Source organism: Mesorhizobium subarcticum (assembly GCF_055456085.1).
The window spans coordinates 394,432-417,061 of record NZ_JBVBEG010000002.1 but is presented as its reverse complement, the minus strand read 5'-3'; the positions used below and the strand labels follow the sequence as shown (position 1 = coordinate 417,061).

The following is a 22,630-nucleotide window of genomic DNA, read 5'->3' as shown; positions in this document are numbered from 1 at the left end:
GCCTCGAGCGCGACTATCCCGGCGAGATCTCGCCGGCAGCACGAAGGATCGTCACATGACTATGCGGAAACCCGGCACTGGGTTCCGTGGAGCTGCGGCAAGGCCGCGGCGGAATAGAGCCTGGCCCAAAGGGCGTGCCGTGGAAACGGAGAATATTGCCTTATGCTACTGAGTAGTATAGACTGATGCCAGAAGGAGATTGGAGATGAGTGTCAAAGCGTCTGTCTCGCTAACAGAGTCCCAGGATTCCTTTGTACGGACTCTTGTGGCTGAAGGTCGGTTTTCCAGCGTGAGTGCGGCTATCCAGCATGGACTGGAGATGTTGCGCGATGAAACGGAAGCTCGACGATCACACACAGAAGCACTGAGTGTGCTGCTTGCGGAGCGCCGTGCCGGCAAGTTCGTCAGTCTGGAAGAAGGCCGTCGTCAGACCCTGGATATGATCAGCAGAAAAAAGGCTGAATATGGCCTTTCGGGTTGAACGGTCCGAAGCTGCTGCCGCTGACCTGGAACTGATATTCGATTTTCTCATCACTGCCGGACTAGATTTTGGCGAAGATCCAGAGGCCGCTTTCGAACATGCATCATCTCGTATTGCAGAGATTGAGCGAGCCCTGGAACGGATTGCAGACGCACCGTTTCAGGGCACCCTCCGGCCAGAGCTCGGGGATGGCATCCGAAATGTCACAAAACATCGGGCTATTTTCTACTTCGAGGTTTTGGAAGAACAAAAGCTGATAAGGGTTCTGGCAATATTCTTCGGAGGACAGGACCATCAGGGCCGGATGCTGCTACGGATGTTGGGCAGCCCGCAAGCCTGGTGAAGCTGGTCGCCATGCACTGGCCGGCGGCGCGCCTTTGCATTGGTTTCGTGGATGACCGGAACAAGGCGTTGGTGCATGGGTCCGGACTTGCGCGGATGTCGATCTTTGAAGCGGCAGACTATGCCGTGGCCGCCTTGCGGCGCGCGGATTTCGGGCGTGCGCAGGCAAGCATGCGGTTGAGGACGGCGTAGCCGATGGCGACTTCGGTCTGCTGAACGGGAAGCGACCGTGCCCGCAAACGCCGCCCGATGGTGGACTTGTATCGCCCTATGGCGGTCTCGACCAGCGAGCGTTTGCCATACCCGTTGGAGACCTGCCATTTCATCCGGCCGTCTCTGCCGATTGCGGCGATATGCTGGTCCCTTTGGCCGGGAGGTCTATCGTCGAATGGTTCGACCGCGTTGGCACGAGGCGGAATGACGATTGCGGCGGCAGCGCTATGATCGATGACTGCGTCGTAAGTCGGGTTTCCGTCATAGGCGCCGTCAGTAGTAAACTGTCCGATCGGACCGCCAATCTGGTCGAGTAGTGGCTCAACTTGAGAGACGTCGCCAGTGTCCTGATCAGTCAGGGTATGGGCAATGATCTCGCCGCTGTCGGCATCCAGTGCCAGATGCAGCTTGCGCCAACTGCGACGGGATCTGGCGCCGTGCTTCTCCTCCAGCCACTGACCCGCGCCGTAGACCTGCAGGCCGGTGCTGTCGACAAGAACATGCACTGGTCCCTCCGGCGGAACCTGGCGATCATGCCGTTTGTTGGGCGATTGCCATGTCCGCGCCCGACGGCTCAGGGTGGTATGATCGGGGACAGCGAGCGCCAGCCCCATCAGTTGCAGCACCGATTCCAGCAAGCCTTCTGCCTGGCGCAGCCGCAGGCCAAACACAAGGCCCAGCGTCAAGGTGGTCTCGATCGCCAGATCAGAATAGCGGTGCTGGCCGCCACGTGTCCTGCGTCTTGGTGCTTGCCACCTGGACAGAGCTTCCGGCGTCACCCACAGGGTCAAACTGCCGCGATGACGAAGTCCTGCCTCATATTCTGGCCAGTTCGTCACCCTGAACTTCATCTTCTCAATATGATGGCGGCGGCTGGTATTGTGTTTGAAAGGCATGGCTACGCTACAAAGGCTATTGCGGTTACCGCTTGCCTAAACCCAAATCTCGCACAGCATCCGCAGGCTGGCCTTCCTCACGCCCGGCAACCATCCGCGACATCGAACTCGAAAAACGCGTTCCGCTGGACAAGGAGCCCTCGAACAAAAAAGGCCGGGCTCGAATGCGGCCCGGCCAAAAGAAGGTCAAAACCTTCAGAGGGGAACACCGTCCGGCGGAATGGGAGGAAACCGCCGAACGATTTTGCCTGTTTGATCTTATTTCAGAGCTTTGGCGACGAATGACATTCCAAAGAAAGCGCGAGACGGCAAAAATTCGTGCTCCGCATTGCCGCAAGCCTCACGGCGCGCTGCTCCGGACTCGAGAAGATCGGCTTAGTGCCGGCGTGCCACAGCGGGATGCGAACGCAGCCAGCTTTTCAGAACGTTGGTTCCGACATCGCGGAACAACGGTTTGTCCGGATCGCTCGTCGGTCCGCGCGGCGTCACGACGCGATGCATGGTGGCCCGCAGGTATCCATTCGATGCCAGTTCGAGCAGTTCGCCAATATTGACAATAAGCGTTCCCGGGAACGGGTCCACATTGACCCGCTTCCGTCATACTCGACCGGCTGTCGAGACCGCTTCGACACTCACTCACAAGCCCAAGGGAGAAAGCCGGGGCAAAGTATCCCCTCGCCTGTCGCTATGAAGGAGATGCAGGCAATGCTCTTTCAGGCGCATGAACTCGCCCGAGGCGATGATCTCGGTCATGCGCGGCCTCTCGAAAGGCACGGTGATTTCCTCGTGGATTGCGCCTGCATGACGATGATCCGGTCGGCGAGCAGCAGGGCTTCGTCGATATCATGGGTGACGAATAGGATCGTCTTGCGGAATTGCTCCCAGATATCGAGCAGCAATTCCTGCATTCGAAGCCGTGTCAGGGCATCGAGCGCCCCGAAGGGCTCGTCCATCAGCAGCAGCCGTGGCTGGTTGACGAGAACACGCGCGATCTCGACGCGTTGCTGCATGCCGCCGGACAGCTGGCCGGGATAGCGCCCAGCAAAGCCGTTCAGACCGACGAGATCGAGCATTTTGTCGGACTCGAGACGCCGCTGCCCGCGCTTGACGCCGCGCATCTTGAGGCCGAAAGCGACGTTGTCGCGCGCGTTCTTCCACGGAAAGAGCGTGTGGTGCTGGAAAACGATACCGCGTTCCGGATGGGGGTCTTTTACGGGCTGTCCGTCGACCGAAAGGACGCCGGCAGTTGGCTTGATATGTCCCGCCAAGGCGCCGAGCAGGGTCGACTTCCCGCAGCCAGATGGCCCCAGAAGACAGACGAATTCGCCGGGAGAGACTTCGAAGCTCGCATCACTGACGGCTTCGAACGCACTGCTGCCGCGACCGAGCCGGATCGAAACATGATTGGCCTCGATACGGCCCGTTGCCGGGCGAAAGCTGCGCTGATGGGCGTTCATCATTTGCTGTCCTTCGTGTGCCATGGAAGAAGTGCCGCCCCTGCCGCTCGCAAGAGGGCGCTGCTTCCCATGCCGAACAGCCCGATCAGGATCATGCCGACGATGATTTCAGGATAGTTTTGCAGCGTGTAGGATTCCCAGGTGTAGTAACCGATACCGAACTGGCCGGCGATCATCTCGGCTGTGACGAGACAAAACCAGGACGTGCCCATGCCGATGACCAGGCCCGTGACGATGTTTGGCGCCGCACCTGGAACAATGACCTCCAACAGCATCGCGGTCCGCGTGCTTCCAAGGCTGCGCGCAGAGGCGATCAGCCTTGGATCGACGCTTTCCACGCCATGGACGGTGTTGAGCAGGATCGGAAACAATGCGCCCGTGAAGGTGATGAAAATCATCGAGAGTTCCGACGACGAAAACATCAGAACCGCAAGCGGAATCCAGGCGACGGCCGGGATCGGCCGCAGGAGCTCGATCGGGGCTTGCAGGAAATCCCCGAGCCACCGTGAGCGACCGATGACGAGGCCGAAGCCGATACCGATCACGGCGGCGATGCCGAAGCCGGCCAGAACCCTTTCCAGGCTGCTCGAAATATGGGCAAAGAACTTGGGCGAGCGCAGGAAATCCAACGCTTCCGACATGACATCAACCGGCAATGGCACATTCTCGAACGTGACAATACCGAGATTCAGTCTGAGGCTCGATGCGATCTGCCAGAGAATGAGGCAGATGGCGAGGGATCCGGCCCGGCGTAACCAGCGCCCAAGGTGGAAACGCGTCATGGCCAGCCTCAATTGCTGGCCATGATCGAGGCCTTGGCGGCAGCGAAATCCAGCACCTTGCCACCATGATCCTTGGCCCATTTCTCGGCGTTTTCCTTCAGAAGGAAGGCGCTGACTTCGCCGCCGTCGGCGCGCACGAACCAGGCCTGATTGCCGAGCAGCTTGATGCCGCTTTCACGGTCCTGCGCATAAAACACTCGGACCGGCTTGCCCTCACCTTCGATGGCCTTGAGCGCCTTGAATGCGTTCTGCGGCGACGCAGAGTGTCGGACGAGCGGCTCACCCTGGACCCAGATCTCAGCAACGCGCTTGGGATCGCTGATCGCTTCACCGGTGGCAGCATCCTTGGCATTCAAAGGCAGCTGGGCATAGTTCTTGAGCGAGACATCATAATCGAGCCCAGACGCCTTGAATGCAGCCTTTATGAACCGGTCATCGACAAAGCTGTTCACGTCGAGCGACTGGTCGGTCTTTTTCAGGAGCCTCAAGGTGTCGATCGCAGTGGCGACAGCCTGGTGGTATTCCGGCTTCCAGGTGAGATCGGTCCATGGAACAGGTATTCGACCTCGGCGTCGACGCCTGTCACCTTGGCGATCAGCTCACTGTATTTCTCCGGCTCCTTGGCGATCAACTGATTGGCCTCGATTGCGGCGCGAAGATAGGCAACAACGATCTCGGCCTCGTCGGCCGCTCGCGCGACTTGCAGACGAAATATCTGGCCTCAGTCGGCAGCCACGATGCGCTGTATCTCGCGGTGCCCCCGGATTCGCAGATCAAGACGGTTGAGGACTTGCCATGACGTAGCGCAGTTCCGCGGTACCAATTTGCAGACCGCCACCGGCCGCGTCCTCGAAAAGCACGGCCTCACCGAAAAGGACATCTGCATCGCAGCAGCCATTATCTTCTGGCTCTGATCTATGCGTCCTGGCCCCGGTTTTTCAGAGGCGAAAGATAACACTTATAAAGAATTACCTGACACTGTCACCCTGTGCGCTGCGCCTTATCAGGGTGACTTCACCAGGAATGCTACAGGGTATTTGGGCACACGTATTGGCGGTTAACGTGCTGCATCTCCAGAACAATATCCTCGAAATGATCGCCAGGGGCGAAACGCTCGAAGCGACGACGGAGCGTCTTTGCCGCCAGATCGAGAAACTGTTGCCGGGCGTCAGATGTTCCGTTCTGCGCGTTGACGGTAACGGGTTGTTGCATCCCCTCCCAGGTTCCAGCTTCCCGAATGAATATATGGCTCTTCTCGAAGGCCTGATGATCGGTCCGCTTGTAGGCTCCTGCGGCAGTGCGGCCTATCTCGGAAAAGCCGTGGCTGCGAAGGACATCGCGACCGACCCGCGCTGGATCGGCTTCAAGGAGCCGGTCCTGGCGCTGGGCTTGAAGGCCTGCTGGTCGAGCCCGATCTGCGACGCAGAGGGCGCTGTGCTCGGCACCTTTGCCCTGTACTTTCCGGAGAAGCGCGGCCCCACCCCTCGCGAGGAGAAGGTCGTCGCCTTGTGTACCTCCCTGTGCGCCATCGCGCTTGAGCGTCACAAGCGGGTCATCGAGCGAGAGCACGGCGCCTATGTCGATGCGCTCACCAACCTGCCGAACCGGGCGAGTTTGGACGTAGCCCTGGAGCGGCTGTCCTGTACCCAACCGAGCGCCTGGGCGGTCCTGATCTTCGACCTCGACAACCTGAAGACCATCAACGACACCTTCGGTCATGCGGCCGGCGATGCTTTGCTACAGGCGGTGGCGTCACGTCTCGCCGAAAGCCTAGCGCCGGACCGTGTGTTCCGCATGGGTGGCGACGAGTTCGTCGTAATCCTTCAGCGAGCCGGAGCGCCCGCCGGCATTGAAAGCACGGCGCGTCATATTCTCGACACTCTGGCTGTGCCCGCCGATTGCGACGGGCACATGATCCTGGCACAGGCTACCATCGGCGGCGCAGTGCTGTCGGCGGGGGACATCGATGCGAAAAGCGTGCGCCAAAACGCCGATTTCGCGCTCTACCACGCCAAGGAAACTTCGCGAGGTGGCTTCGTGCTGTACTCGCCGGGAATCGGCAGTGCAATCAAGACCCGGATCGACGTGATCCGCGATGTTGACGTGGCTTTGCGCGAAGGCCGGATCGACGCGTTCTACCAGCCGATCCTGCGGCTCGACACCCGCGCGATCGTCGGCATGGAGGCCCTCTGCCGCCTTCGCAAGCCGGATGGCGAGGTCGTTTCCGCCGCTGCGTTTCACCAGGCGACATCCGATGTCAGCGTCGCCTCGAATCTGACGGAACGCATGATGGCGATCGTCGCAGCGGACGCGCGCTCGTGGCTGGATCAAGGTATTCCGTTGCAGCATGTCGGCATCAACATTACTTCAGCCGATTTTTATAGCGGCACGCTTTACGCGCGTCTCGAAGCCGCCTTCGGTCGCGAGAACGTTCCATTGAAGCATATCATTTTGGAGGTCACGGAGTTGGTCTATCTCGGCCAGCGGGATCCGGTCGTCGCTCGAGAGATCAAGGCGTTGCGGGCCCATGGCCTGCGCGTCGCGCTCGATGATTTCGGAACCGGCTTCGCTTCGCTCACGCATTTGCTGACGGTGCCGGTCGATATCGTCAAGATCGACAAATCCTTCATTGATCGCCTTGTCCAGGGAGATCCGAGCCTGGCCATCGTCGAGGGCTTGGTTGGCATCGCTCGCAAGCTCGACATCCAGGTCATCGCCGAAGGCATCGAGAACGAAGCCCAGGCCGTTTTACTTGCAGAGATCGGGTGTCAGTTGGGTCAGGGATATCTGTTTTCGCAAGCGGTACCACGTCAAATAGCGAAAGGCCTTTTGAAGCAGTTCGGGCGACCACCTGCTGAGGAGACCAGGGTAGCGAGCGGGATAGCGAACCCAATCGATCGGATCGCCTGACAGAAATCCCTCCCTGGGGGCGGCTTGAGCAGGCGATACAGAGTGCTGCGGCGCCTCGCAGAGAATGTCCGAAGAGGAGACAAAATGCGCATGCCATCCGCGTCACAGCTTATTCGCAAGGCGTTTGGTCGCACCGGGTCGGGGCAGTCATCGGCAGGCCAGGCTATCCGATCGGACATTCTCCCGGAGGAAACGAATTTCCGGATGCTCACTGAGAACAGCGGTGACGTCATCATGCAACTCGGGCCGGACACGAAGGCACGCTACGTTTCACCGTCATGCACCCGACTTCTGGGATGGCTGCCGGAGGAAATGGTGGGGCATGGTCCGGAGGAGTTCGTCCCGCCCGAGCATCTTCAAAACATCGCTGCGGCAGCCGCGCTCTTGCTTGCCGGAGCAGATGAAGGCGAGCCGCTTGCGATCGAGATCCGGCGCAAGGATGGGAAAACTATCTGGGTTGAGAGCAAGGCGCGCATCGTCCGTGATCCGCTAACCGGCGTTCCAGGCGACTTCGTCCTGATCATGAGAGATATAACAGAACGCAAACGGCTCGAAGAACAACTTCGCTTACTTGCGATGACGGACGGGCTGACCGGCCTCGGTAACCGCCGCGCCTTCGACGAGACCTTGGACAGGGAATGGCGGCGCACCGTTGGTAGCGCTGGACAGATGTCCTTGCTGTTGCTCGACATCGATCGTTTCAAAGGCTTTAACGACAAATATGGTCATCAGGTAGGCGATGATTGTCTTCGTGCCGTCGCTGCCGCAATAAGAGACGTGCTTAATCGTCCTGGGGATCTGGCGTCCCGATATGGCGGGGAAGAACTCGCCGTCATCTTGCCTGATACCGATGGCGAAGGAGCGCTCGAAATAGCGGAACGGCTGAGGCTCGCCATCGAAAACCTCGGCCTGCCTCATGGCGACAATCCGGAAGGCGGCGGACGCGTCACCGTCAGCATTGGTTCAGCGACCGCACTGTCACGATCGGGCGGGACGATCAGGATGCCGGAAGGCCTGCTTCTTGCCGCTGACACCGCCCTTTACAAGGCCAAGCACAAAGGCCGAAACCGCGTCGAAGTCGCCCTGCTGCTCGCATCGGAAGGTCCCGACGCGGCCTGATCAAAGGGCGCTACAGCCTCGCACATCGATTCAGCCAGAAGGTCTTGATTTTGTTGGCCTGGGCCAGAAGCAAACCTTGAGCGCGGCTGGGTGTCGCGGCAGATATGCCCTCTGCCCTCTGCAGTGGCCCGGTTGCCATTGACGCAGCCCGGCTGTGGGCGGGTTCGTAGGCCGTCTCGCAGCAGCGGCGTAATAGGGCCAAAAGCGGTCCAGATAGGCATCGGTTTTGGATGCGTTTGCGGCAGGCAGGCATTGCTGTCTCGGCCAAAAACATGATAGGAATATGGTCCTGCCTCGTTGTCAAGAATGTGCCGAGCCGTCAGTAACTTTTTTGATGACAAGCACTTTCGGCGGAGTCATCTTCGCCTGTCGGCGGGTCTCTCCGCCGCCGCCTTTGTGTCGTTCAAGATCTCAGCCCGCAGGAGGCCCGGACGATTGATCGTCTCAACCTTGACCCAGCCCTCTATCCAAGTGATTTGGAAAGCCTGAAGTCGGTTTTCGACCAGCTTTGCCAAGAGAGCCATATCCAGCCGGGGTCACCAGAAGCCGAAAATGTTGCCTCTGACCTCGTGCGCCTTTTCCAGACCGGACTAAGCGACCAGACTTGCCTGCTCATAGCAGCTAGGGCGCGACAGCGGGATTTGAGGCGGGCAGGCTAACCGTTCCCTCATGGACCCGCACTGAATGGTAGCCGGCGCGATGGCCGTGCCCGTGCACCCCTGCAACTTCGTCGAACATGCTCGACAAGTGTCGGATTTTTCTGAGACAGAAGTTGAGGGCCAACCCGTCCGACTGATCTCGGGCATATCGGTCAAATCCTGTACTTATATTGCGACCGGCCCGTAAATTGTATCACTGCAATATCTTCGTACGGGCCGTGGGCGATGCGCCGTCTAGCAGGCTGTTGAAAAAGGGCTCGCGACAGTCTCAGGTTCGTGATTCACTCTGACCACGAAGAGGTGGGAGTGAATCGTGCGGGGCGGTGACGGACAGACGGGCGAACTGTTCAGCTACGTGGACCTCGAGGCTCGGGTGCGGCGCGATCATCCGTTGCGCCGTATTCGGGCGATTGTGAATGAGGCGCTTTCGGCGTTGGAGCGGGAGTTTGCGGCGCTGTACTCGCCGATTGGGCGGCCGTCGATCCCACCGGAGAAGCTGCTGCGTGCGATGCTGCTGCAGGCGTTCTACTCGATCCGCTCGGAGCGGCTGTTGATGGAGCGGCTGGAATACGACCTTCTGTTCCGCTGGTTCGTCGGGATTGGCGTCGACGATGCGGCCTGGGATCATTCGGTGTTCTCCAAGAACCGTGACCGGCTGCTGGAGGGCGACATCGCTGCAAAGTTCCTGGCGGCGGTGCTGGCGCAACCCAAGGTGAAGAAGCTTCTGTCGACGGATCACTTCTCGGTCGACGGCACACTGATCGAGGCGTGGGCATCGATGAAGAGCGTCAAACCGAAGGACGGCCCAAGCGGTGGTCATGGCGAGCCGCCGGCTGAAGGGGGCGGGCGAAACGCGGAAGCGGACTTCCATGGCCACAAGCGATCCAACGACACACATGCCTCGACCACCGATCCGGATGCCCGGCTCTATCGCAAAGGGCGGGGCAAGGAGGCGAAGCTCTGCTTCATGGGGCATGGGCTGATGGAGAACCGCCATGGCCTTCTGGTCGACGCCTGCCTGACGTTTGCCGACGGGCATGCTGAGCGGGTGGCCGCACTGCACATGATCGAACCGCGAGCGGAGCGGCCACAGGCGATCACACTCGGTGCCGACAAGGCCTATGACGCGCAAGACTTCATCAATGAGCTGCGTTCGATGAAGGTGACGCCGCATGTGGCGCAGAACACCAGCGGCCGGAGTTCGGCGATCGACGGGCGCACGACGCGGCATGGCGGCTATGCTGTCAGTCAGCGTATTCGCAAGCGCATTGAAGAGGCGTTCGGGTGGATCAAGACGGTCGCCGGACAGGCGAAGACGAAGTTGCGTGGCCGCGACCGCGTCGGATGGGCCTTCACCTTCAACGCCGCCGCCTACAATCTCGTGCGGTTGCCGAAGCTGCTGGCGGTGCCGACATGACCGCGCCCGCGGGCTGTCAACTGATCGGCCGCTGGCGGATCATCGAAGCTGACCTGTGGGATCGCGGCTATCTCGACCTCGGCGGACCCGCCACGGTCACCATTGGGGCCGACAACCACGGTGAGATCGCCTTTGGCGCCCTGCTAGCCGGCCTCGATCTCGGGTACGGGCCGTCAATGGTCTTCTTCACATGGGCCGGCTTCGATGAGATGGACGAAGTTACCGGCGACGGCTCCGCAGAATTGCTCGACGACGGCTCGATCGACATCACCTTCGCCTATCAGAACGGCGACGAGGCTATCCTCAAGGCCAAACGTGATCCTTCTTCAACAGCCTGCTAGGCGAGGCGAATGCTCCGGACTTCCAAGCCTTTCTTGCCTTGCCCGCATTCGACAAACACCTTCTGTCCCTCCACCAGCACGCTGAGCCCTGAGCGGGCCAGGGTGCTGGCATGAACGAAGACGTCCTTTTCACCGTTGTCAGGAGCAATGAAGCCAAAACCCTTTTCGGGTTTGTACCACTTGACCGTGCCCGCGCTCTCCAGCTCCGCACCCGTCTCGGCGATGGTCCCTCCAGCGGCGAGCTTATGTGACGGAGTTTTCGCGATCTGATCGCCGATCTCCAGCACCTGCGCGACTTGATGACCTTTCGGACTTTTTTCGACAGTGACCTTGAGAGGCGTCCCCTCGGCAATATCCCGGCTTCCGGCCGCCTCTAGCACTCGGACGTGCAGATAGGCCTCCCTGCCGTCCGACAGTTTGACGAAGCCAAAACCCTTGCTGACTGTGAACCACAATACCTCGGCGTCGACAGGGTGTGCGGTGACGGGCGCCGGGCGCTGAAAGTAGCTTGGCTCGGAGGTCCGTTCCGAAAAAGAAACGGGGTCATCGTCATGGCGATGCCCGCGTGGCTCGCGATGGTCTCGATATTTGCCCATGATCATCTCGACTGGCAGGATGGCGAACTACGCTACCGTCAAGATAATCTCAATCGGGCGACGCGTTTATGTCAAATGGCCGTGATGGCCGCAGCTGTGCCCGACCTATCGGTCGAACCCTTTGAAACTAGATTCATTTCACCTGAAACAATAGTGCCGGCGCGTCGATTTATTGACTCGCATTAGGCTGTGCTGGAGTTGGCGGCGCGGGCGAACTGGAGAAGACTGTCGCAATGTCGATCGACGAGCTTTGCAATCGGCGTGTACATCCGGCCGTGTGATTGCCTTGGAGTTGGCAACCGCGCTCAATGGACGCCTCGTTCCCCAACGTTACCACCCACGGGTGTCGCGTTTGGCACATTTTTGTGCAGCGGCGAGGAGCTAAAATCGCGACCCCGCTTGGTGTTGACGCGCCGACAATTATCAGACAAAACCAAATTAAATCGATTCAGCCGCCTACGCGGCAAAGCTCTGCCCAACCACTTCGGGGACCATGGACGATCGCGCAAAAGGCATTAGGAAAGGCAAGGCCGCGGTTAAGGCCAACGACGTCAAAGCCGACCTGATCGCCGTCGTTGTGGCAATGAACGGTGGTGGACCTTGTGTTCTCACCGTTGGACAGGAAGCCGCGCTGCCCTCGGGGCCATTCGAGCTTGCTCATCGTTCGCTGCAGTCGGGCCTCAGGGGATGGGTCGAACAACAAACCGGCCACCCGCTCGGCTATATCGAACAGCTCTACACCTTCGCCGATCGCGACCGGATCGGCGCCGAAGAGCGCGTGATCTCGATCAGCTATCTCGCACTTACGCAGATCGAAGATGCGGGCGCCGCAGCCAGGCGATCCTGGGCAAGCTGGTACGACTATTTTCCATGGGAGGATCACCGCTCTGGCGCGCCGGCGGCAGTGCTGGAAGATTTGCGACCGCGCCTAAGGGAATGGGCGGATAGCGCTGGCGACGCAGCAGTACGGCTTGATCGCCGGCGGCGCGCGGCTGTTGCCTTCGGCTTCGACGACCGGTCATGGAACGAAGAGTTCGCGCTGCAGCGTTATGAACTACTCTATGAGGCGGCGCTTGTGGAGGAAGCGATACGCGGTAGACCTTCAGCCGCACCTACTCCGGTAGCGGGCAAATCGATGATCGCCGATCACCGCCGCATCCTGGCAACGGCTGTTGCGCGGCTGCGCTCCAAGATCAAATACCGGCCCGTCGTGTTCGAACTGATGCCGCCGCTCTTTACGCTTTTGCAGCTGCAGCGAACCGTGGAGGCGCTCTCCGGCAGGCTTATCAACAAGCCGAACTTTCGCCGGCTGATAGAACAACAAGAGCTGGTGGAGAAAACCGGAGAGACGACCACCGAAACCGGCGGCCGGCCGGCGCAGCTCTACCGCTTCCGCCACGACATTCTCGATGAGAGGCCGGTGGCTGGGACAAAATTGCCGCTTACGAGGGCTTGACATCACTTATAGTCACAACGGATATATAGGTCTTATATTCTTGTGGACTATAACCGGAGGCTCGATGAGCGCCATCCTGCCTTCAGGCGCGTCCCTGTACGAGCGCGTTCGCCACTTTGTCCCCACGATCGAATGGCCGGTCTTTGCCGAGGACATCGAGGCCATTCTCGACCTCAAGAAGCAGCGCAACGCCGTCATCCTCGCGCACAACTATCAAACGCCGGAGATCTTCCACTGCGTTGCCGACATCGTCGGCGACAGCCTGGCGCTGGCCCGCAAGGCGATGTCGACCGAAGCGGATGTGATCGTTCTCGCCGGCGTGCATTTCATGGCCGAGACGGCAACGCTGCTCAATCCGCAAAAGACGGTGCTCATTCCCGATCTGCGCGCCGGCTGTTCGCTGGCGGATTCGATTACTGCCGAGGACGTTCGCCTGCTGCGGCAACGCTATCCCGGCGTGCCTGTCGTCACCTACGTCAACACGTCGTCCGAAGTGAAAGCCGAGTCCGACATCTGCTGTACCTCGGGCAATGCGAAAGCCGTCGTGGAATCCCTGGGTGTTCCTCGGGTGATCATGCTGCCGGACGAGTATCTGGCTCAGAATATCGCCGCCCAGACCGACGTGAAGATCATCGCCTGGAAAGGCCACTGCGAAGTCCATGAGCGCTTTACGCCGGCCGACATCCGCGAGTTGCGCGAAAATCATCCTGGTGTGATCGTGCTTGCGCATCCAGAATGTCCGCCCGACGTGGTCGCGGAGGCAGACTTTTCCGGCTCGACGGCGGCCATGTCGGATTATGTCGAAAGGCAAAAGCCGCCACGCGTCGTGCTGCTGACCGAATGCTCGATGAGCGACAATGTGGCGCTCCAGCATCCGGAGCTCGAGTTCATCCGGCCCTGCAATCTTTGCCCGCACATGAAGCGGATCACGCTCGCGAACATCCGCGAGGCTCTCGAGCAAAACCGGCATGTCGTAAACATCGATCCTGAGATTGCCGGCCGGGCCCGGCTCGCCGTCGAGCGGATGCTGGCGATATGAGACACCCAAAGGTGCACCAGTGAGCGCGGATGTGCGCAGCTTCTTTGGCCGGCCCATCATCATTGGCGGCGGCATTGCCGGATTGTTGACCGCGCTTCATCTGGCGCCAGAACCGGTGCTTCTTCTGTCCAGGACACCGCTTGGAACCGACGCATCGAGCACGTGGGCACAGGGCGGACTGGCTGCCAGCCTTGGCGTCGACGATGATCCGGCACTGCATCTCGCCGACACGCTCGCCGCCGGCGATGGGCTGTGCGATGCGGAAATGGCAGGCCGAATCCTGCAAGCGGCTCCTGACGCGATTGAGACCCTGGCGACGCTTGGTGTCCGCTTCGATCGAACCGGGGAAGGAGCACTGCTGCTGGGTTTGGAGGCCGCGCACGGCCGCCGGCGCATCGTTCATGCCGGCGGCGACGGCAGTGGGCAGGAGATCATGCGCGCGCTGGTCGAAGCCGTGCGTTCCACTGCGTCGATTGTGGTCGTCGAGGGCGTTGAGGCGCGGCGGCTGGCGGTGGAGGACAATACGATCCGGGGCGTTTGGGCAAGCTGTTCGATGAGCCCTGTGTTCCTGGGTACCGGACGTGTCGTCCTCGCGACCGGTGGGATCGGCGGCCTGTTTTTCGATACCACCAATCCTTTGGGCAGTTGCGGACAGGGCCTGGCACTTGCGGCGCGTGCCGGTGCTGTCCTTGCCGATATCGAGTTCATCCAGTTCCACCCGACCGCTCTCGACGGACCGGACCGCCCCATGACGCTGATCAGCGAGGCGGTTCGCGGCGAAGGCGCTGAGATCGTCGATGAAACCGGCCGGCGCTTCCTCGAAGACTTGCATGACGCGGAACTCGCCCCGCGCGACGTCGTGGCCCGCGCCATCTCGAAGCATCTTTTGAACGGTCATCGCGTCTTTCTCGATGGACGCGAAAAGCCCGGCCCGACATTCGCGCGGCAGTTTCCGACGATTGCATCAACCTGCCGTCGCGCCGGCATCGACCCGGAGCGCGACCTCATTCCGATACGGCCGGCCCAGCACTATCACATGGGCGGTGTCGCGGTGGATAGGGACGGACGTACCTCCGTTGCCGGACTATGGGCTTGCGGCGAAGTCGCCTCGACCGGGTTGCACGGCGCCAACAGGCTTGCCAGCAATTCCTTGACCGAGGCCGTTGTGTGCGCACGCTGGGTCGCCGAAAGCGTGGCGGGATCTCCGATCGGCGTCAGAACGCGATCGACGGCACGAGAAATTCCGGCGCCAAATCCACTCTCCTTGCGCCCTCTCCTCTCGCGCCCTTGGCGTGAAGCGGGATGGTGAGGTCTTGCGCGAGACCATAAGCACATTGCTTCCGCTGGCCAAGCGCCAGGATGCGGCGTCCGATCCCGCGACAGTGGGACTGATGATCGCGATTGCCGCCTTGCTGCGCCAGGAAAGCCGCGGCGCTCACTACCGCACGGACTTTCCCGATCGTGCTGCCATCGCCCGCCGTTCAAGCCTCACGCTCGATGAAGCCTTAGCCACGGCCCAGGAATTCGCATGTTCGGCAACGCTCGAAGAGGTCGAGCCATGAACCTCTCGCCGCTTCCCGCAATCATGCTCGAGCCCCTGGTGCGGGCAGCGCTTCTGGAAGATCTCGGCCGGGCCGGTGATCTGACGACCGATGCCATCGTGCCGAAGAACCATCACGCGACGACCGTGCTGTCGGCTCGCCAGAAGGGAATCGTCGCCGGGCTCGATCTGGCGATGCTCGCCTTTAGGCTGATTGATCCGAATGTCGTGGTGGCCGTGGAGCGGACGGACGGCAGCGACGTCGCGAAAGGAGAGGTCATTGCATCCGTGGTTGGTCCGGCCCGGGCCATTCTCACGGCCGAACGGACGGCACTCAATTTTCTGTGCCATCTGAGCGGTGTCGCCACGGCAACCGCATCGATCGTCACAGCGATTCGTGGACATGGCGCGAAGATCGTCTGCACGCGCAAGACGACGCCCGGATTGCGGGCGCTGGAGAAATACGCCGTGCGCGCCGGTGGCGGCTCCAATCACCGCTTCGGCCTCGACGACGCCATCCTGATCAAGGACAACCACATCGCAATCGCCGGCGGAATTCGGCCCGCCATCGAACTGGCGCGAGGCAGCGTCGGCCATCTGGTCAAGATTGAAGTCGAGGTCGACACGTTGGCCCAGTTGGAAGAGGCCCTGGCGCTCGCCCCCGACGCTCTCCTGCTCGACAACATGTCGGTTGACGAGTTGGGTCGTGCGGTGACCATGGTTGCCGGCCGGGCGATCACCGAGGCATCAGGCAGGATCACCGCCGCGACAGCGCCAGCCATCGCCGCGACCGGCGTCGATCTGATTTCCGTCGGCTGGCTGACCCATAGCGCCCCGATCCTGGATATCGGGCTCGACTATCGGGACATGATCGACTGATGAACGGACGGCAGCCGGCGGATAAACTTCCGGTCGCCGTCAATCGGCTAGCAAAGAAGCCGTAAAGGCCGGAACCCCAGGGAATAGGATAAAGATGCACGCCACCAACCCGACGAAGACAATGCCACCGGCTCAATCCAATGATGGCGGGATGTGGACCCGGGAAGAGGCCCGCGCGCTTCACGACGCACCCTTCAACAATCTGCTCTTCCTGGCCCAAACCGTCCACCGCGAGAATTTCGATCCCAACAAGGTCCAGCTCAGCCGGCTTCTCAGCATCAAGACCGGCGGATGTCCGGAGGATTGCGGCTATTGCAGCCAGTCGGCCCATCACGAAACCGGCCTGAAGGCATCGAAGCTGATGGAGGTCAAGCGCGTCATCACCGAGGCGACCAAGGCGCGTGACGCCGGCGCCACACGTTCTTGCATGGGAGCCGCCTGGCGAAACCCCAAGGCGCGCGACATGGATGCGGTCGTGGCGATGGTCGAAGGCGTCAAGGCGCTGGGCATGGAGACCTGCATGACGCTCGGCATGCTCGATCTTGAGCAGACCGCTCGTCTGAAACAGGCTGGTCTCGACTATTACAACCACAACATCGACACGTCGGAACGCTACTACAGCGAGATCATCGGCACGCGCAGCTTTGCTGACCGGCTGGAAACGCTCGAGCTTGTCCGCCAATCCGGCATCAAAGGTCTGCTGCGGCGGCATCGTCGGCATGGGCGAAGAACCGGTGGACCGGATCGACATGCGGCGGAAAGACGCACATGCGATTTCGGCATCATGATGCGCGCCAGGGCAATCACGCGCACGAACTTAAGCGTTCCGATCAACATGCTCATCCCGATCGCCGGCACCCCGCTTGACCGGGCAGTCAGGCTTGAGCGGCTTGCCTAACGAGATCCGGGAGCGGCGGAATCGACTCTTGTGTTGGTATGGCGAGGCGGTCGCCGAGATAGCGGAAGAATGAGACGTCGAGCTTGATGCAGGTCTTCATCAGGCCGAGCAGGACGTCGCGGGCGTTCTTGCCTGCCTCGCTGACGGTTCCGCCGGAGATCTTGCGCTTGGTGACGAAGGCGCGGATGTCGTTTTCCGAACCATTGGTGTGGAGTGGGATCTCGGGACGATCGAGAACGCGCAGGAGTTCATGCTTGCGGCGATGCAGCCTGGCAAGAAGCCGGTCGAGCATGACGTAGCCGGTTCGTCGTTTGAACAGGCGCTCGAAGCGGGCGCGCAGGGCCGCCGCGCGGCGCGGACAAGGAGCACGCTGGTAGCTCTTGAGGTCGCGATAGAACCACCAGATCAACTGGCGCATGATGTCGACGGCCTGACGTTGATCCGGGGTCACGGGTATCAATTTGTGGACGAGCCGCTCGGCGTGGACCCAGCACAGAGCATGGTCGCCGATGCGGAACTGGCCGGCATCATCGGATACGACCACGGTATCGCCGAGAAAGCCGTGGTGGCGGATCGCTCCCCACATCGCCCCTTCGGTGGCGATCCTGACTGGGTTGGGCTCAACCGCGAGCTGGTCGAGGCCGAGTGCGGCCAGATGCGCCTGCCATGCGGCGCTGTCGGCAAATGCCTTGTGCGGCGCAGCCGCCAGCCGCGCGATCACCGGACCGGCGAGGTTGCGGCCGCGCATATTGGGCGGGCCTCTTTCGTTGATGAAGTAATCGCTGTGCCCGGCACGCAGCGTCGCCAGGAACGCCTCCCGTGACTTCGATCGTCCGGTGCGGAACGCGGTGAAGCGGCGATCGCCGATCTGGGTGGTGTAGCCGTCCTGGTGGGCGTGGCGCGCCGACGTATCATCGACGGTGATCCAGGGCGCCGTAGCCAGCCCGGCGCGCAGCACGTCACGGTCCTCCGCCGCGAAGGCCTCCAGGCCCTCCGAAATCAGCCGCACCACCTGGCGCTTCGAAATGTCGACCCCGATCCCGGTCAACAACGCCGTCAACCGCTCCGTCGTCACCTGGCCTTGAATGTGACAGGCCAGAATGAAGCGGCGCAGGTTCGCGCCCCAGCCGCCGATGATCCCCGCCGGCAAGGGCGCCACCATCGTTTCGCCGGTCGGTGTCACCCAGCGCTCGCGGCGATAGCGCACCACCTCGGCCGACAACGCCAGATCGCGCACCAGGATCGTCTCATACCCCTTGAAGCGAGAGCCCGCAGGAGCGCTCACCGCAACCGTCACCTCGCGGCTCACGCGACCGCCGTCGCGCTTGGCGCCGCGCCGGCGGCGCTTGCCCTTGCCAGATGTCGGCTGCGTCGCCTTCTCCATGCCCGATGGCTTGGTCGGCTTGACCGGGGGACGCGGCGGCAGGTCCTTCAGCCGGGCGATCTCATCCTTCAGGGTCTGGTTCTCGGCGCGTAGCGCCTGGTTCTCGATCTCAAGGCTCTCGACCCGGCCTTGAAGACCGCGCACTTCGCCGATCAGCGCAGAAACCAGCCCGCGGAGGTCCGCGAGCGACAGGCCTTCAAGCGAATCAGTCGGTGGTAGCGTCACGCAAAGGGTGAATCACGAACGCACGCGCCTGCAAACCCCCACCGCCCGGTAATCTGCCCCGGTTACAGGGAACCGCAGCGGCGGTGACTCCTCAGCTCCGCCCGCTCTACTACAACCGCCTACCAACTGCTTTCATTCAGAGTTGTCGGCCATTGATATGCAAATTCCCCGCCTCACGCCTGCCAGCGCGGCCTGCGGCGATCGAAGAAAGCCGCGATTCCTTCGGCGGCGTCGGCCGTTTCCCACGCATCGGCCAGCAGAGCGACCGTCTCGCCTATGACCGCATCGTCGATTGCCGCTCCAAGTCGGCCCACAAGCGCCTTGGCGGAGGCGACGGCCTGCGGCGAGGCCGAACGATAAGGCCGGGTCTCGGCCTCGACCGCCGCCGCCAAGTCGGCCAGCGGCACGGCGCGGGAAACCAGCCCGAGTTCGCAAGCTTCATTGGCATCGAATATCCTGGCTGACATGAAGACCCGCCGCGCCCGGCCCTCCCCCATCCGAGCCAGGACATAGGGAGAGATCGTCGCGGGGATGAGGCCTAGTCTGACCTCGGTGAAGCCGAACTTCGCGGTGTCGACTGCGATCGCGACGTCGCAGACGCTCATTAGGCCGAGACCGCCGCCGAATGCTTGGCCGTTGATGCGGCCGATCAGCGTCTTGGGTAGTTCGTTGAGCGCGCGCAGAGCCAGGGCCAGCTTCCTGGCCTCCGCGATTCGCTCGTCACGCGCGGCGGAGGCCTGCGCCCCCATCCAGGCGAGATCGGCACCGGCACAGAAGCTGTCCCCCTCGCCCGTCAGCACCACCGCTCGCACGTTGTCGTCATTGGCGAGCAGTTTGGCGGCGGCCGTAAGTTCGGCGATCATCTGTCCCGACATGGCGTTGTGCTTGTCCGGGCGGGCGAGAGTCAACGTAGAGACGCCGATCTCGTCAGTCGTGACCCGGATGGTCTCGAAGTTCATGGCCGCCCCCCTCTCAGGCTGTCCGTGAAGCGGGCCGCCGCCCCTAGTCGCTCCATATGGAGACCCGTCTCATAGCTCTTGTCGGCTAGCATTGCGGCGACGGCGAGGGTGTCCACATTGCCCTTCGAACCGGGGGCGAAAGGACAGCCGCCAAGGCCTCCAACCGCGGCGTCGAAGGTGCGCAAGCCCTTCTCCAAGCTTACAAGGATGTTATCGAGGGCCCGACCCCCCGTGTCGTGGTAATGTCCGGCAAGCCTCTCGGCCGGCACCTCTTCCAACACGGCATCGAGCATGGCAGCGATGGTGGCAGGGGTCCCTTGCCCGATAGTGTCGCCAAGCGAAATCTCATAGCAGCCCATCGCAAGGAGTTCGGCCGCAACCCTCGTGGCGGCAGCTGGTGGTACCGGCCCTTCGTAAGGACAGTCGGTGACGCAGGAGACATAACCCCGCACCGGAGTGCCGTCGGCGGAAGCCGCAGCGAGCACGGGGCGGAACCGATCGAGGCTCTCGGCAATCGAGCAGTTAATGTTCTTATGGCTGAAGGTTTCGGAGGCCGACGCGAACACGGCGATCTCGTCAGTTTTGGCCGCCCGCGCCGCCTCGTAGCCCTTCAAGTTGGGGACCAGCACCGCGTAGACGACGCCGGGCGCACGGCGAATACCGGCCGCGGCACCCACCTCGGCGACACGAAGGAGGTTGCCTCGATCTTCTGCAAGCCGCAGTCCGACAGCATGTCAATAAGTCTAATCTTTTCAGCAGCCGGCACGAGGCGCCTCTCGTTTTGGAGCCCGTCGCGTGCCGACATCTCGAAAATGCGAACGAATTCGCCCATCGGCTAGGCCTTTGGCTGAAATTAAGCGATTTAATCATCGGCAACCAAAGGATCGCCTGCGTGCATGGCGGCTATTATTTTCCGACCAACCTCACATCGACCGGATAGATACCGCTTTCGTTAGCGATAATTGGGTTGATGTCGAGCTCCACAAGGTTTTCCATTCTCAAGACTGCCATAGACAAGGACGAGATGAAGCTGGCGAGAGATCGCTTGTCGACTCTCGGAAACTGCCTGAAACCGTCGAGGATCTTCGCAACACGCGTCTCCTCGATCATGTTCAAGGCTTCCTCGAGAGAAACCGGTGCCGCGCGGAAAGTCACGTCTTCGGCTGCCTCAACCAGCACACCCCCTGAGCCGAACAAGATCACCGGACCGAAAACAGGATCGTTGGTTGCACCCACAAATAGTTCTGTGCCGCTATCCACCATCGGCGTGACGATGAAACCGAACGCTGTTCCTGGACCGGCGTGTGATTTCACGGCCTTTGTGATATCGGCGGCTACAGCCTGCGCCGTCTCTCTCGTCACTCCGAGACACACCCCGCCTACGTCAGACTTATGGCTGACCGCCGCCGAATCAACCTTCACCGCACAAGAGGTTGCGAACTCGGAAACTGCCGCCTCTACGGATTCGGCATCGACAGCAGCCGACCATTGACCAGCGTTCACACCCAATTTCTGCAATATCCCGCGAGCTGTCGTCTCTGCCGACAAGCCATTGGGCACGACAACGCGCGGCCCCCCAGTCGCCAACGTTGTGTTGTGGCTACTGTGTTTTGAAAGCCAGGTTGCCCTCTCAAAGAGCGCTCTCGAGCCTGCAACAGCCAAATCCAACGAGGCAAAGACTTGCATGCCGCCATTTCGCAAGATCTGGTGGTTCTCAGGCATTCGGCTGGCGTAGCAACTATGGAAAACTAGCGGAAGGCCGGAGGCTTTTTGCAATGCAACGATACGCTCGGCGGCCAAATTCTCAGCTTTCATGAGAGAATCTTCGAACCTTAGGTGGTACGCTCCAAACATCCCGGATGTCAGAATGAGCCCCACCTCTGGATCTGCCGCCAAGAGTTCAATGCATTCCGGAAAGACATCCGGATGTGCATCTATGGCGCTGTAAACGTCGATCGGATTTTCGACACTGGCCTCTTCTCCGAGCACCTTTCTCAACTTGGCCTTGGTGTCCTCTGAAAGAGACGCAAGAGGCACGCACGCACGCGATAGCGCATCAACCGCAAGCGTTGCATGTCCAGCACCGTCAGCCAGAACCACAATCCCAGTATGTGATTTGGGAAGAGGCGTGGTCGCCAGGAGTGCAGCAATCGGCAGTAATTCGTCAGAGCGATCTACCAACGTAACGCCCATTTGCGGCAGCACCCTTAGAGCAATATCGTCGGCCCCCGCAATTGAACCCGTATGAGAAAGCGCCGCTTTCCCACCTTCGTGGGATCGCACTCCGCGGAGCATTACAATCGGGCAGCTTTGCCCCACCCGAGCCGCCGAATTCAGCAAGCGCCGCCCATCGACAAAGCCTTCATTGTAGATTGCAATCGACCGAGTGCTCTTGCGCAGGCAAAGCTCTTCGATCAGTTCGTCATATCCCACATCAGCCTGGTTACCCAATCCAGCGATGACGTCGAAGCCGGGACCATTAATCGCGCGGCTATCCTCGAGCACCGTCAGAATCATGTTGCCGCTTTGCGTTAAGACACTGACCGGTCCCAATGGCGGCAGTTCTGGCAGGCCGATTAGGTCCGCCTGCACGGTGCAGTTTACCATTCCGGACGTGTTTGGCCCAATTATGCGGACGCCGCTTTCTGCTAAGGCATCACGCAATCTCTTCTCCGTGCCAGCTGCTTGGTCGCCCCTCTCTCCAAATCCATGCGCGACAACTACCGCGCCCGCGATGCCCTTTTTGCCGCACTGAAGAAGAATATTTGGCACTTCCTCAGCCGGGCGGACTATCACCGCGATGTCCACGCCGTCCGGAAGGGTATCGATTTCAGTGGCGACGGGTAAACCGAGGATCGTCCCTCCCTTCGGGTTGACCGGAAGGATCGGATAGCAGTAGCCGGCCTTTTGAAGCGCGTTGATGATCTGATATCCGCGCTTGGAGGGACTTGCAGATGCGCCAATGACCGCGACGGAATGCGGCTCAAGTATGCGGCTCACCGCTGTTGCCTTATTGAGGGCGTCCATTTCCTATTTT

16 protein-coding genes and 6 pseudogenes are annotated in these 22,630 nt (G+C 61.0%); 11 read left to right on the top strand and 11 right to left on the bottom strand.

Going from position 1 to position 22,630, the window contains the following annotated elements; all coding sequences use genetic code 11:
- Nucleotides 1–205 precede the first annotated feature (205 nt).
- Nucleotides 206–481, top strand: a complete 276-nt coding sequence (locus tag ACZYHG_RS33870) for a ribbon-helix-helix domain-containing protein (RefSeq protein ID WP_464615312.1) — start codon at nt 206–208, stop codon at nt 479–481.
- Nucleotides 465–824 (top strand): type II toxin-antitoxin system RelE/ParE family toxin, encoded by a 360-nt coding sequence (locus ACZYHG_RS33865; RefSeq protein WP_464615311.1) that lies wholly within the window; start codon nt 465–467, stop codon nt 822–824. Before ACZYHG_RS33870 ends, ACZYHG_RS33865 begins: the two co-directional genes overlap by 17 nt.
- Before the next feature lie 118 nt (nt 825–942).
- Here the strand turns inward: ACZYHG_RS33865 and ACZYHG_RS33860 are convergent, their stop codons facing one another.
- From ACZYHG_RS33860 to ACZYHG_RS33840, 5 genes and pseudogenes are all read right to left on the bottom strand, one after another.
- Complete coding sequence (locus ACZYHG_RS33860; RefSeq protein WP_464615310.1) at nt 943–1,932, bottom strand: IS5 family transposase; 990 nt, start codon at nt 1,930–1,932, stop codon at nt 943–945.
- A gap of 375 nt (nt 1,933–2,307) precedes the next feature.
- A pseudogene (locus ACZYHG_RS33855) lies at nt 2,308–2,540 on the bottom strand (2OG-Fe(II) oxygenase family protein); the annotation flags it as partial.
- A 28-nt stretch (nt 2,541–2,568) separates the two neighbouring features.
- A pseudogene (locus ACZYHG_RS33850) lies at nt 2,569–3,389 on the bottom strand (ABC transporter ATP-binding protein).
- On the bottom strand, nt 3,389–4,171 hold the full coding sequence (locus ACZYHG_RS33845; protein WP_464615309.1) for an ABC transporter permease: 783 nt from the start codon (nt 4,169–4,171) through the stop codon (nt 3,389–3,391). Before ACZYHG_RS33845 ends, ACZYHG_RS33850 begins: the two are co-directional and overlap by 1 nt.
- An 8-nt stretch (nt 4,172–4,179) precedes the next feature.
- A pseudogene (locus ACZYHG_RS33840) lies at nt 4,180–4,868 on the bottom strand (ABC transporter substrate-binding protein); the annotation flags it as partial.
- A gap of 326 nt (nt 4,869–5,194) precedes the next feature.
- Between ACZYHG_RS33840 and ACZYHG_RS33835 the strand changes: the two are divergent.
- From ACZYHG_RS33835 to ACZYHG_RS33820, 4 genes are all read left to right on the top strand, one after another.
- On the top strand, nt 5,195–7,081 hold the full coding sequence (locus tag ACZYHG_RS33835) for a sensor domain-containing phosphodiesterase (protein ID WP_464615308.1): 1,887 nt from the start codon (nt 5,195–5,197) through the stop codon (nt 7,079–7,081).
- Between the two features lie 84 nt (nt 7,082–7,165).
- Nucleotides 7,166–8,200, top strand: coding sequence for a sensor domain-containing diguanylate cyclase (locus ACZYHG_RS33830; RefSeq protein WP_464615307.1), 1,035 nt, complete (start codon nt 7,166–7,168; stop codon nt 8,198–8,200).
- Nucleotides 8,201–9,172: 972 nt separating this feature from the next.
- On the top strand, nt 9,173–10,276 hold the full coding sequence (locus ACZYHG_RS33825; RefSeq protein WP_258580758.1) for an IS5 family transposase: 1,104 nt from the start codon (nt 9,173–9,175) through the stop codon (nt 10,274–10,276).
- The gene (locus tag ACZYHG_RS33820; protein WP_258580592.1) at nt 10,273–10,617 is read left to right on the top strand and encodes a hypothetical protein; all 345 of its coding nucleotides are present in this window, start codon (nt 10,273–10,275) and stop codon (nt 10,615–10,617) included. Before ACZYHG_RS33825 ends, ACZYHG_RS33820 begins: the two co-directional genes overlap by 4 nt.
- On the opposite strand, the gene ACZYHG_RS33815 is transcribed toward ACZYHG_RS33820, so the two are convergent.
- Nucleotides 10,614–11,213 carry a cold-shock protein gene (locus ACZYHG_RS33815; protein ID WP_464615306.1) on the bottom strand — a complete coding sequence of 200 codons (600 nt, stop codon included), beginning with the start codon at nt 11,211–11,213 and terminating at the stop codon, nt 10,614–10,616. The two genes, ACZYHG_RS33820 and ACZYHG_RS33815, sit on opposite strands and share 4 nt — an antisense overlap.
- Nucleotides 11,214–11,706: 493 nt before the next feature.
- Between ACZYHG_RS33815 and ACZYHG_RS33810 the strand changes: the two genes are divergently transcribed.
- The 5 genes and pseudogenes from ACZYHG_RS33810 to ACZYHG_RS33790 form a co-directional block, all read left to right on the top strand.
- Entirely contained in the window at nt 11,707–12,669 is a 963-nt protein-coding gene (locus tag ACZYHG_RS33810; protein WP_464615305.1) for an NUDIX hydrolase, read from the top strand.
- A 64-nt stretch (nt 12,670–12,733) separates the two neighbouring features.
- Nucleotides 12,734–13,708 carry a quinolinate synthase NadA gene (nadA, locus tag ACZYHG_RS33805; protein ID WP_464615304.1) on the top strand — a complete coding sequence of 325 codons (975 nt, stop codon included), beginning with the start codon at nt 12,734–12,736 and terminating at the stop codon, nt 13,706–13,708.
- A gap of 19 nt (nt 13,709–13,727) precedes the next feature.
- Nucleotides 13,728–15,270 (top strand): annotated as a pseudogene (locus tag ACZYHG_RS33800) (L-aspartate oxidase).
- Nucleotides 15,267–16,127: a carboxylating nicotinate-nucleotide diphosphorylase gene (nadC, locus tag ACZYHG_RS33795; RefSeq protein WP_464615303.1), complete on the top strand. Its 861-nt coding sequence runs from the start codon at nt 15,267–15,269 to the stop codon at nt 16,125–16,127. The pseudogene ACZYHG_RS33800 and the gene nadC overlap by 4 nt, the downstream one beginning before the upstream one ends.
- Nucleotides 16,128–16,221: 94 nt before the next feature.
- Nucleotides 16,222–16,812 (top strand): annotated as a pseudogene (locus tag ACZYHG_RS33790) (biotin synthase BioB); the annotation flags it as partial.
- On the opposite strand, the gene ACZYHG_RS33785 reads toward ACZYHG_RS33790, so the two are convergent.
- From ACZYHG_RS33785 to ACZYHG_RS33765, 5 genes and pseudogenes are all read right to left on the bottom strand, one after another.
- Nucleotides 16,743–16,964: a hypothetical protein gene (locus tag ACZYHG_RS33785; protein ID WP_464615350.1), complete on the bottom strand. Its 222-nt coding sequence runs from the start codon at nt 16,962–16,964 to the stop codon at nt 16,743–16,745. The pseudogene ACZYHG_RS33790 and the gene ACZYHG_RS33785 sit on opposite strands and share 70 nt — an antisense overlap.
- 38 nt (nt 16,965–17,002) lie before the next feature.
- Nucleotides 17,003–18,634 carry an IS66 family transposase gene (locus tag ACZYHG_RS33780; protein WP_464614924.1) on the bottom strand — a complete coding sequence of 544 codons (1,632 nt, stop codon included), beginning with the start codon at nt 18,632–18,634 and terminating at the stop codon, nt 17,003–17,005.
- A 173-nt stretch (nt 18,635–18,807) separates the two neighbouring features.
- On the bottom strand, nt 18,808–19,593 hold the full coding sequence (locus ACZYHG_RS33775; RefSeq protein WP_464615302.1) for a crotonase/enoyl-CoA hydratase family protein: 786 nt from the start codon (nt 19,591–19,593) through the stop codon (nt 18,808–18,810).
- Nucleotides 19,590–20,425: pseudogene (locus ACZYHG_RS33770) on the bottom strand (hydroxymethylglutaryl-CoA lyase). The gene ACZYHG_RS33775 and the pseudogene ACZYHG_RS33770 overlap by 4 nt, the downstream one beginning before the upstream one ends.
- 74 nt (nt 20,426–20,499) lie before the next feature.
- Complete coding sequence (locus ACZYHG_RS33765; protein ID WP_464615301.1) at nt 20,500–22,620, bottom strand: acetate--CoA ligase family protein; 2,121 nt, start codon at nt 22,618–22,620, stop codon at nt 20,500–20,502.
- Nucleotides 22,621–22,630: the final 10 nt, after the last annotated feature.

Excerpts from the sequence above, each read along its gene's own strand:
- ACZYHG_RS33815 (WP_464615306.1), bottom strand. The coding sequence starts at position 11,213 with ATGGGCAAATATCGAGACCATCGCGAGCCACGCGGGCATCGCCATGAC.
- ACZYHG_RS33775 (WP_464615302.1), bottom strand. The coding sequence starts at position 19,593 with ATGAACTTCGAGACCATCCGGGTCACGACTGACGAGATCGGCGTCTCT.
- ACZYHG_RS33870 (WP_464615312.1), top strand. The coding sequence starts at position 206 with ATGAGTGTCAAAGCGTCTGTCTCGCTAACAGAGTCCCAGGATTCCTTT.
- ACZYHG_RS33835 (WP_464615308.1), top strand. The coding sequence starts at position 5,195 with ATGCTACAGGGTATTTGGGCACACGTATTGGCGGTTAACGTGCTGCAT.
- ACZYHG_RS33865 (WP_464615311.1), top strand. The coding sequence starts at position 465 with ATGGCCTTTCGGGTTGAACGGTCCGAAGCTGCTGCCGCTGACCTGGAA.
- ACZYHG_RS33860 (WP_464615310.1), bottom strand. The coding sequence starts at position 1,932 with ATGCCTTTCAAACACAATACCAGCCGCCGCCATCATATTGAGAAGATG.
- ACZYHG_RS33820 (WP_258580592.1), top strand. The coding sequence starts at position 10,273 with ATGACCGCGCCCGCGGGCTGTCAACTGATCGGCCGCTGGCGGATCATC.
- ACZYHG_RS33765 (WP_464615301.1), bottom strand. The coding sequence starts at position 22,620 with ATGGACGCCCTCAATAAGGCAACAGCGGTGAGCCGCATACTTGAGCCG.
- ACZYHG_RS33785 (WP_464615350.1), bottom strand. The coding sequence starts at position 16,964 with ATGTTGATCGGAACGCTTAAGTTCGTGCGCGTGATTGCCCTGGCGCGC.
- nadA (WP_464615304.1), top strand. The coding sequence starts at position 12,734 with ATGAGCGCCATCCTGCCTTCAGGCGCGTCCCTGTACGAGCGCGTTCGC.
- ACZYHG_RS33845 (WP_464615309.1), bottom strand. The coding sequence starts at position 4,171 with ATGACGCGTTTCCACCTTGGGCGCTGGTTACGCCGGGCCGGATCCCTC.
- ACZYHG_RS33810 (WP_464615305.1), top strand. The coding sequence starts at position 11,707 with ATGGACGATCGCGCAAAAGGCATTAGGAAAGGCAAGGCCGCGGTTAAG.
- ACZYHG_RS33830 (WP_464615307.1), top strand. The coding sequence starts at position 7,166 with ATGCGCATGCCATCCGCGTCACAGCTTATTCGCAAGGCGTTTGGTCGC.
- nadC (WP_464615303.1), top strand. The coding sequence starts at position 15,267 with ATGAACCTCTCGCCGCTTCCCGCAATCATGCTCGAGCCCCTGGTGCGG.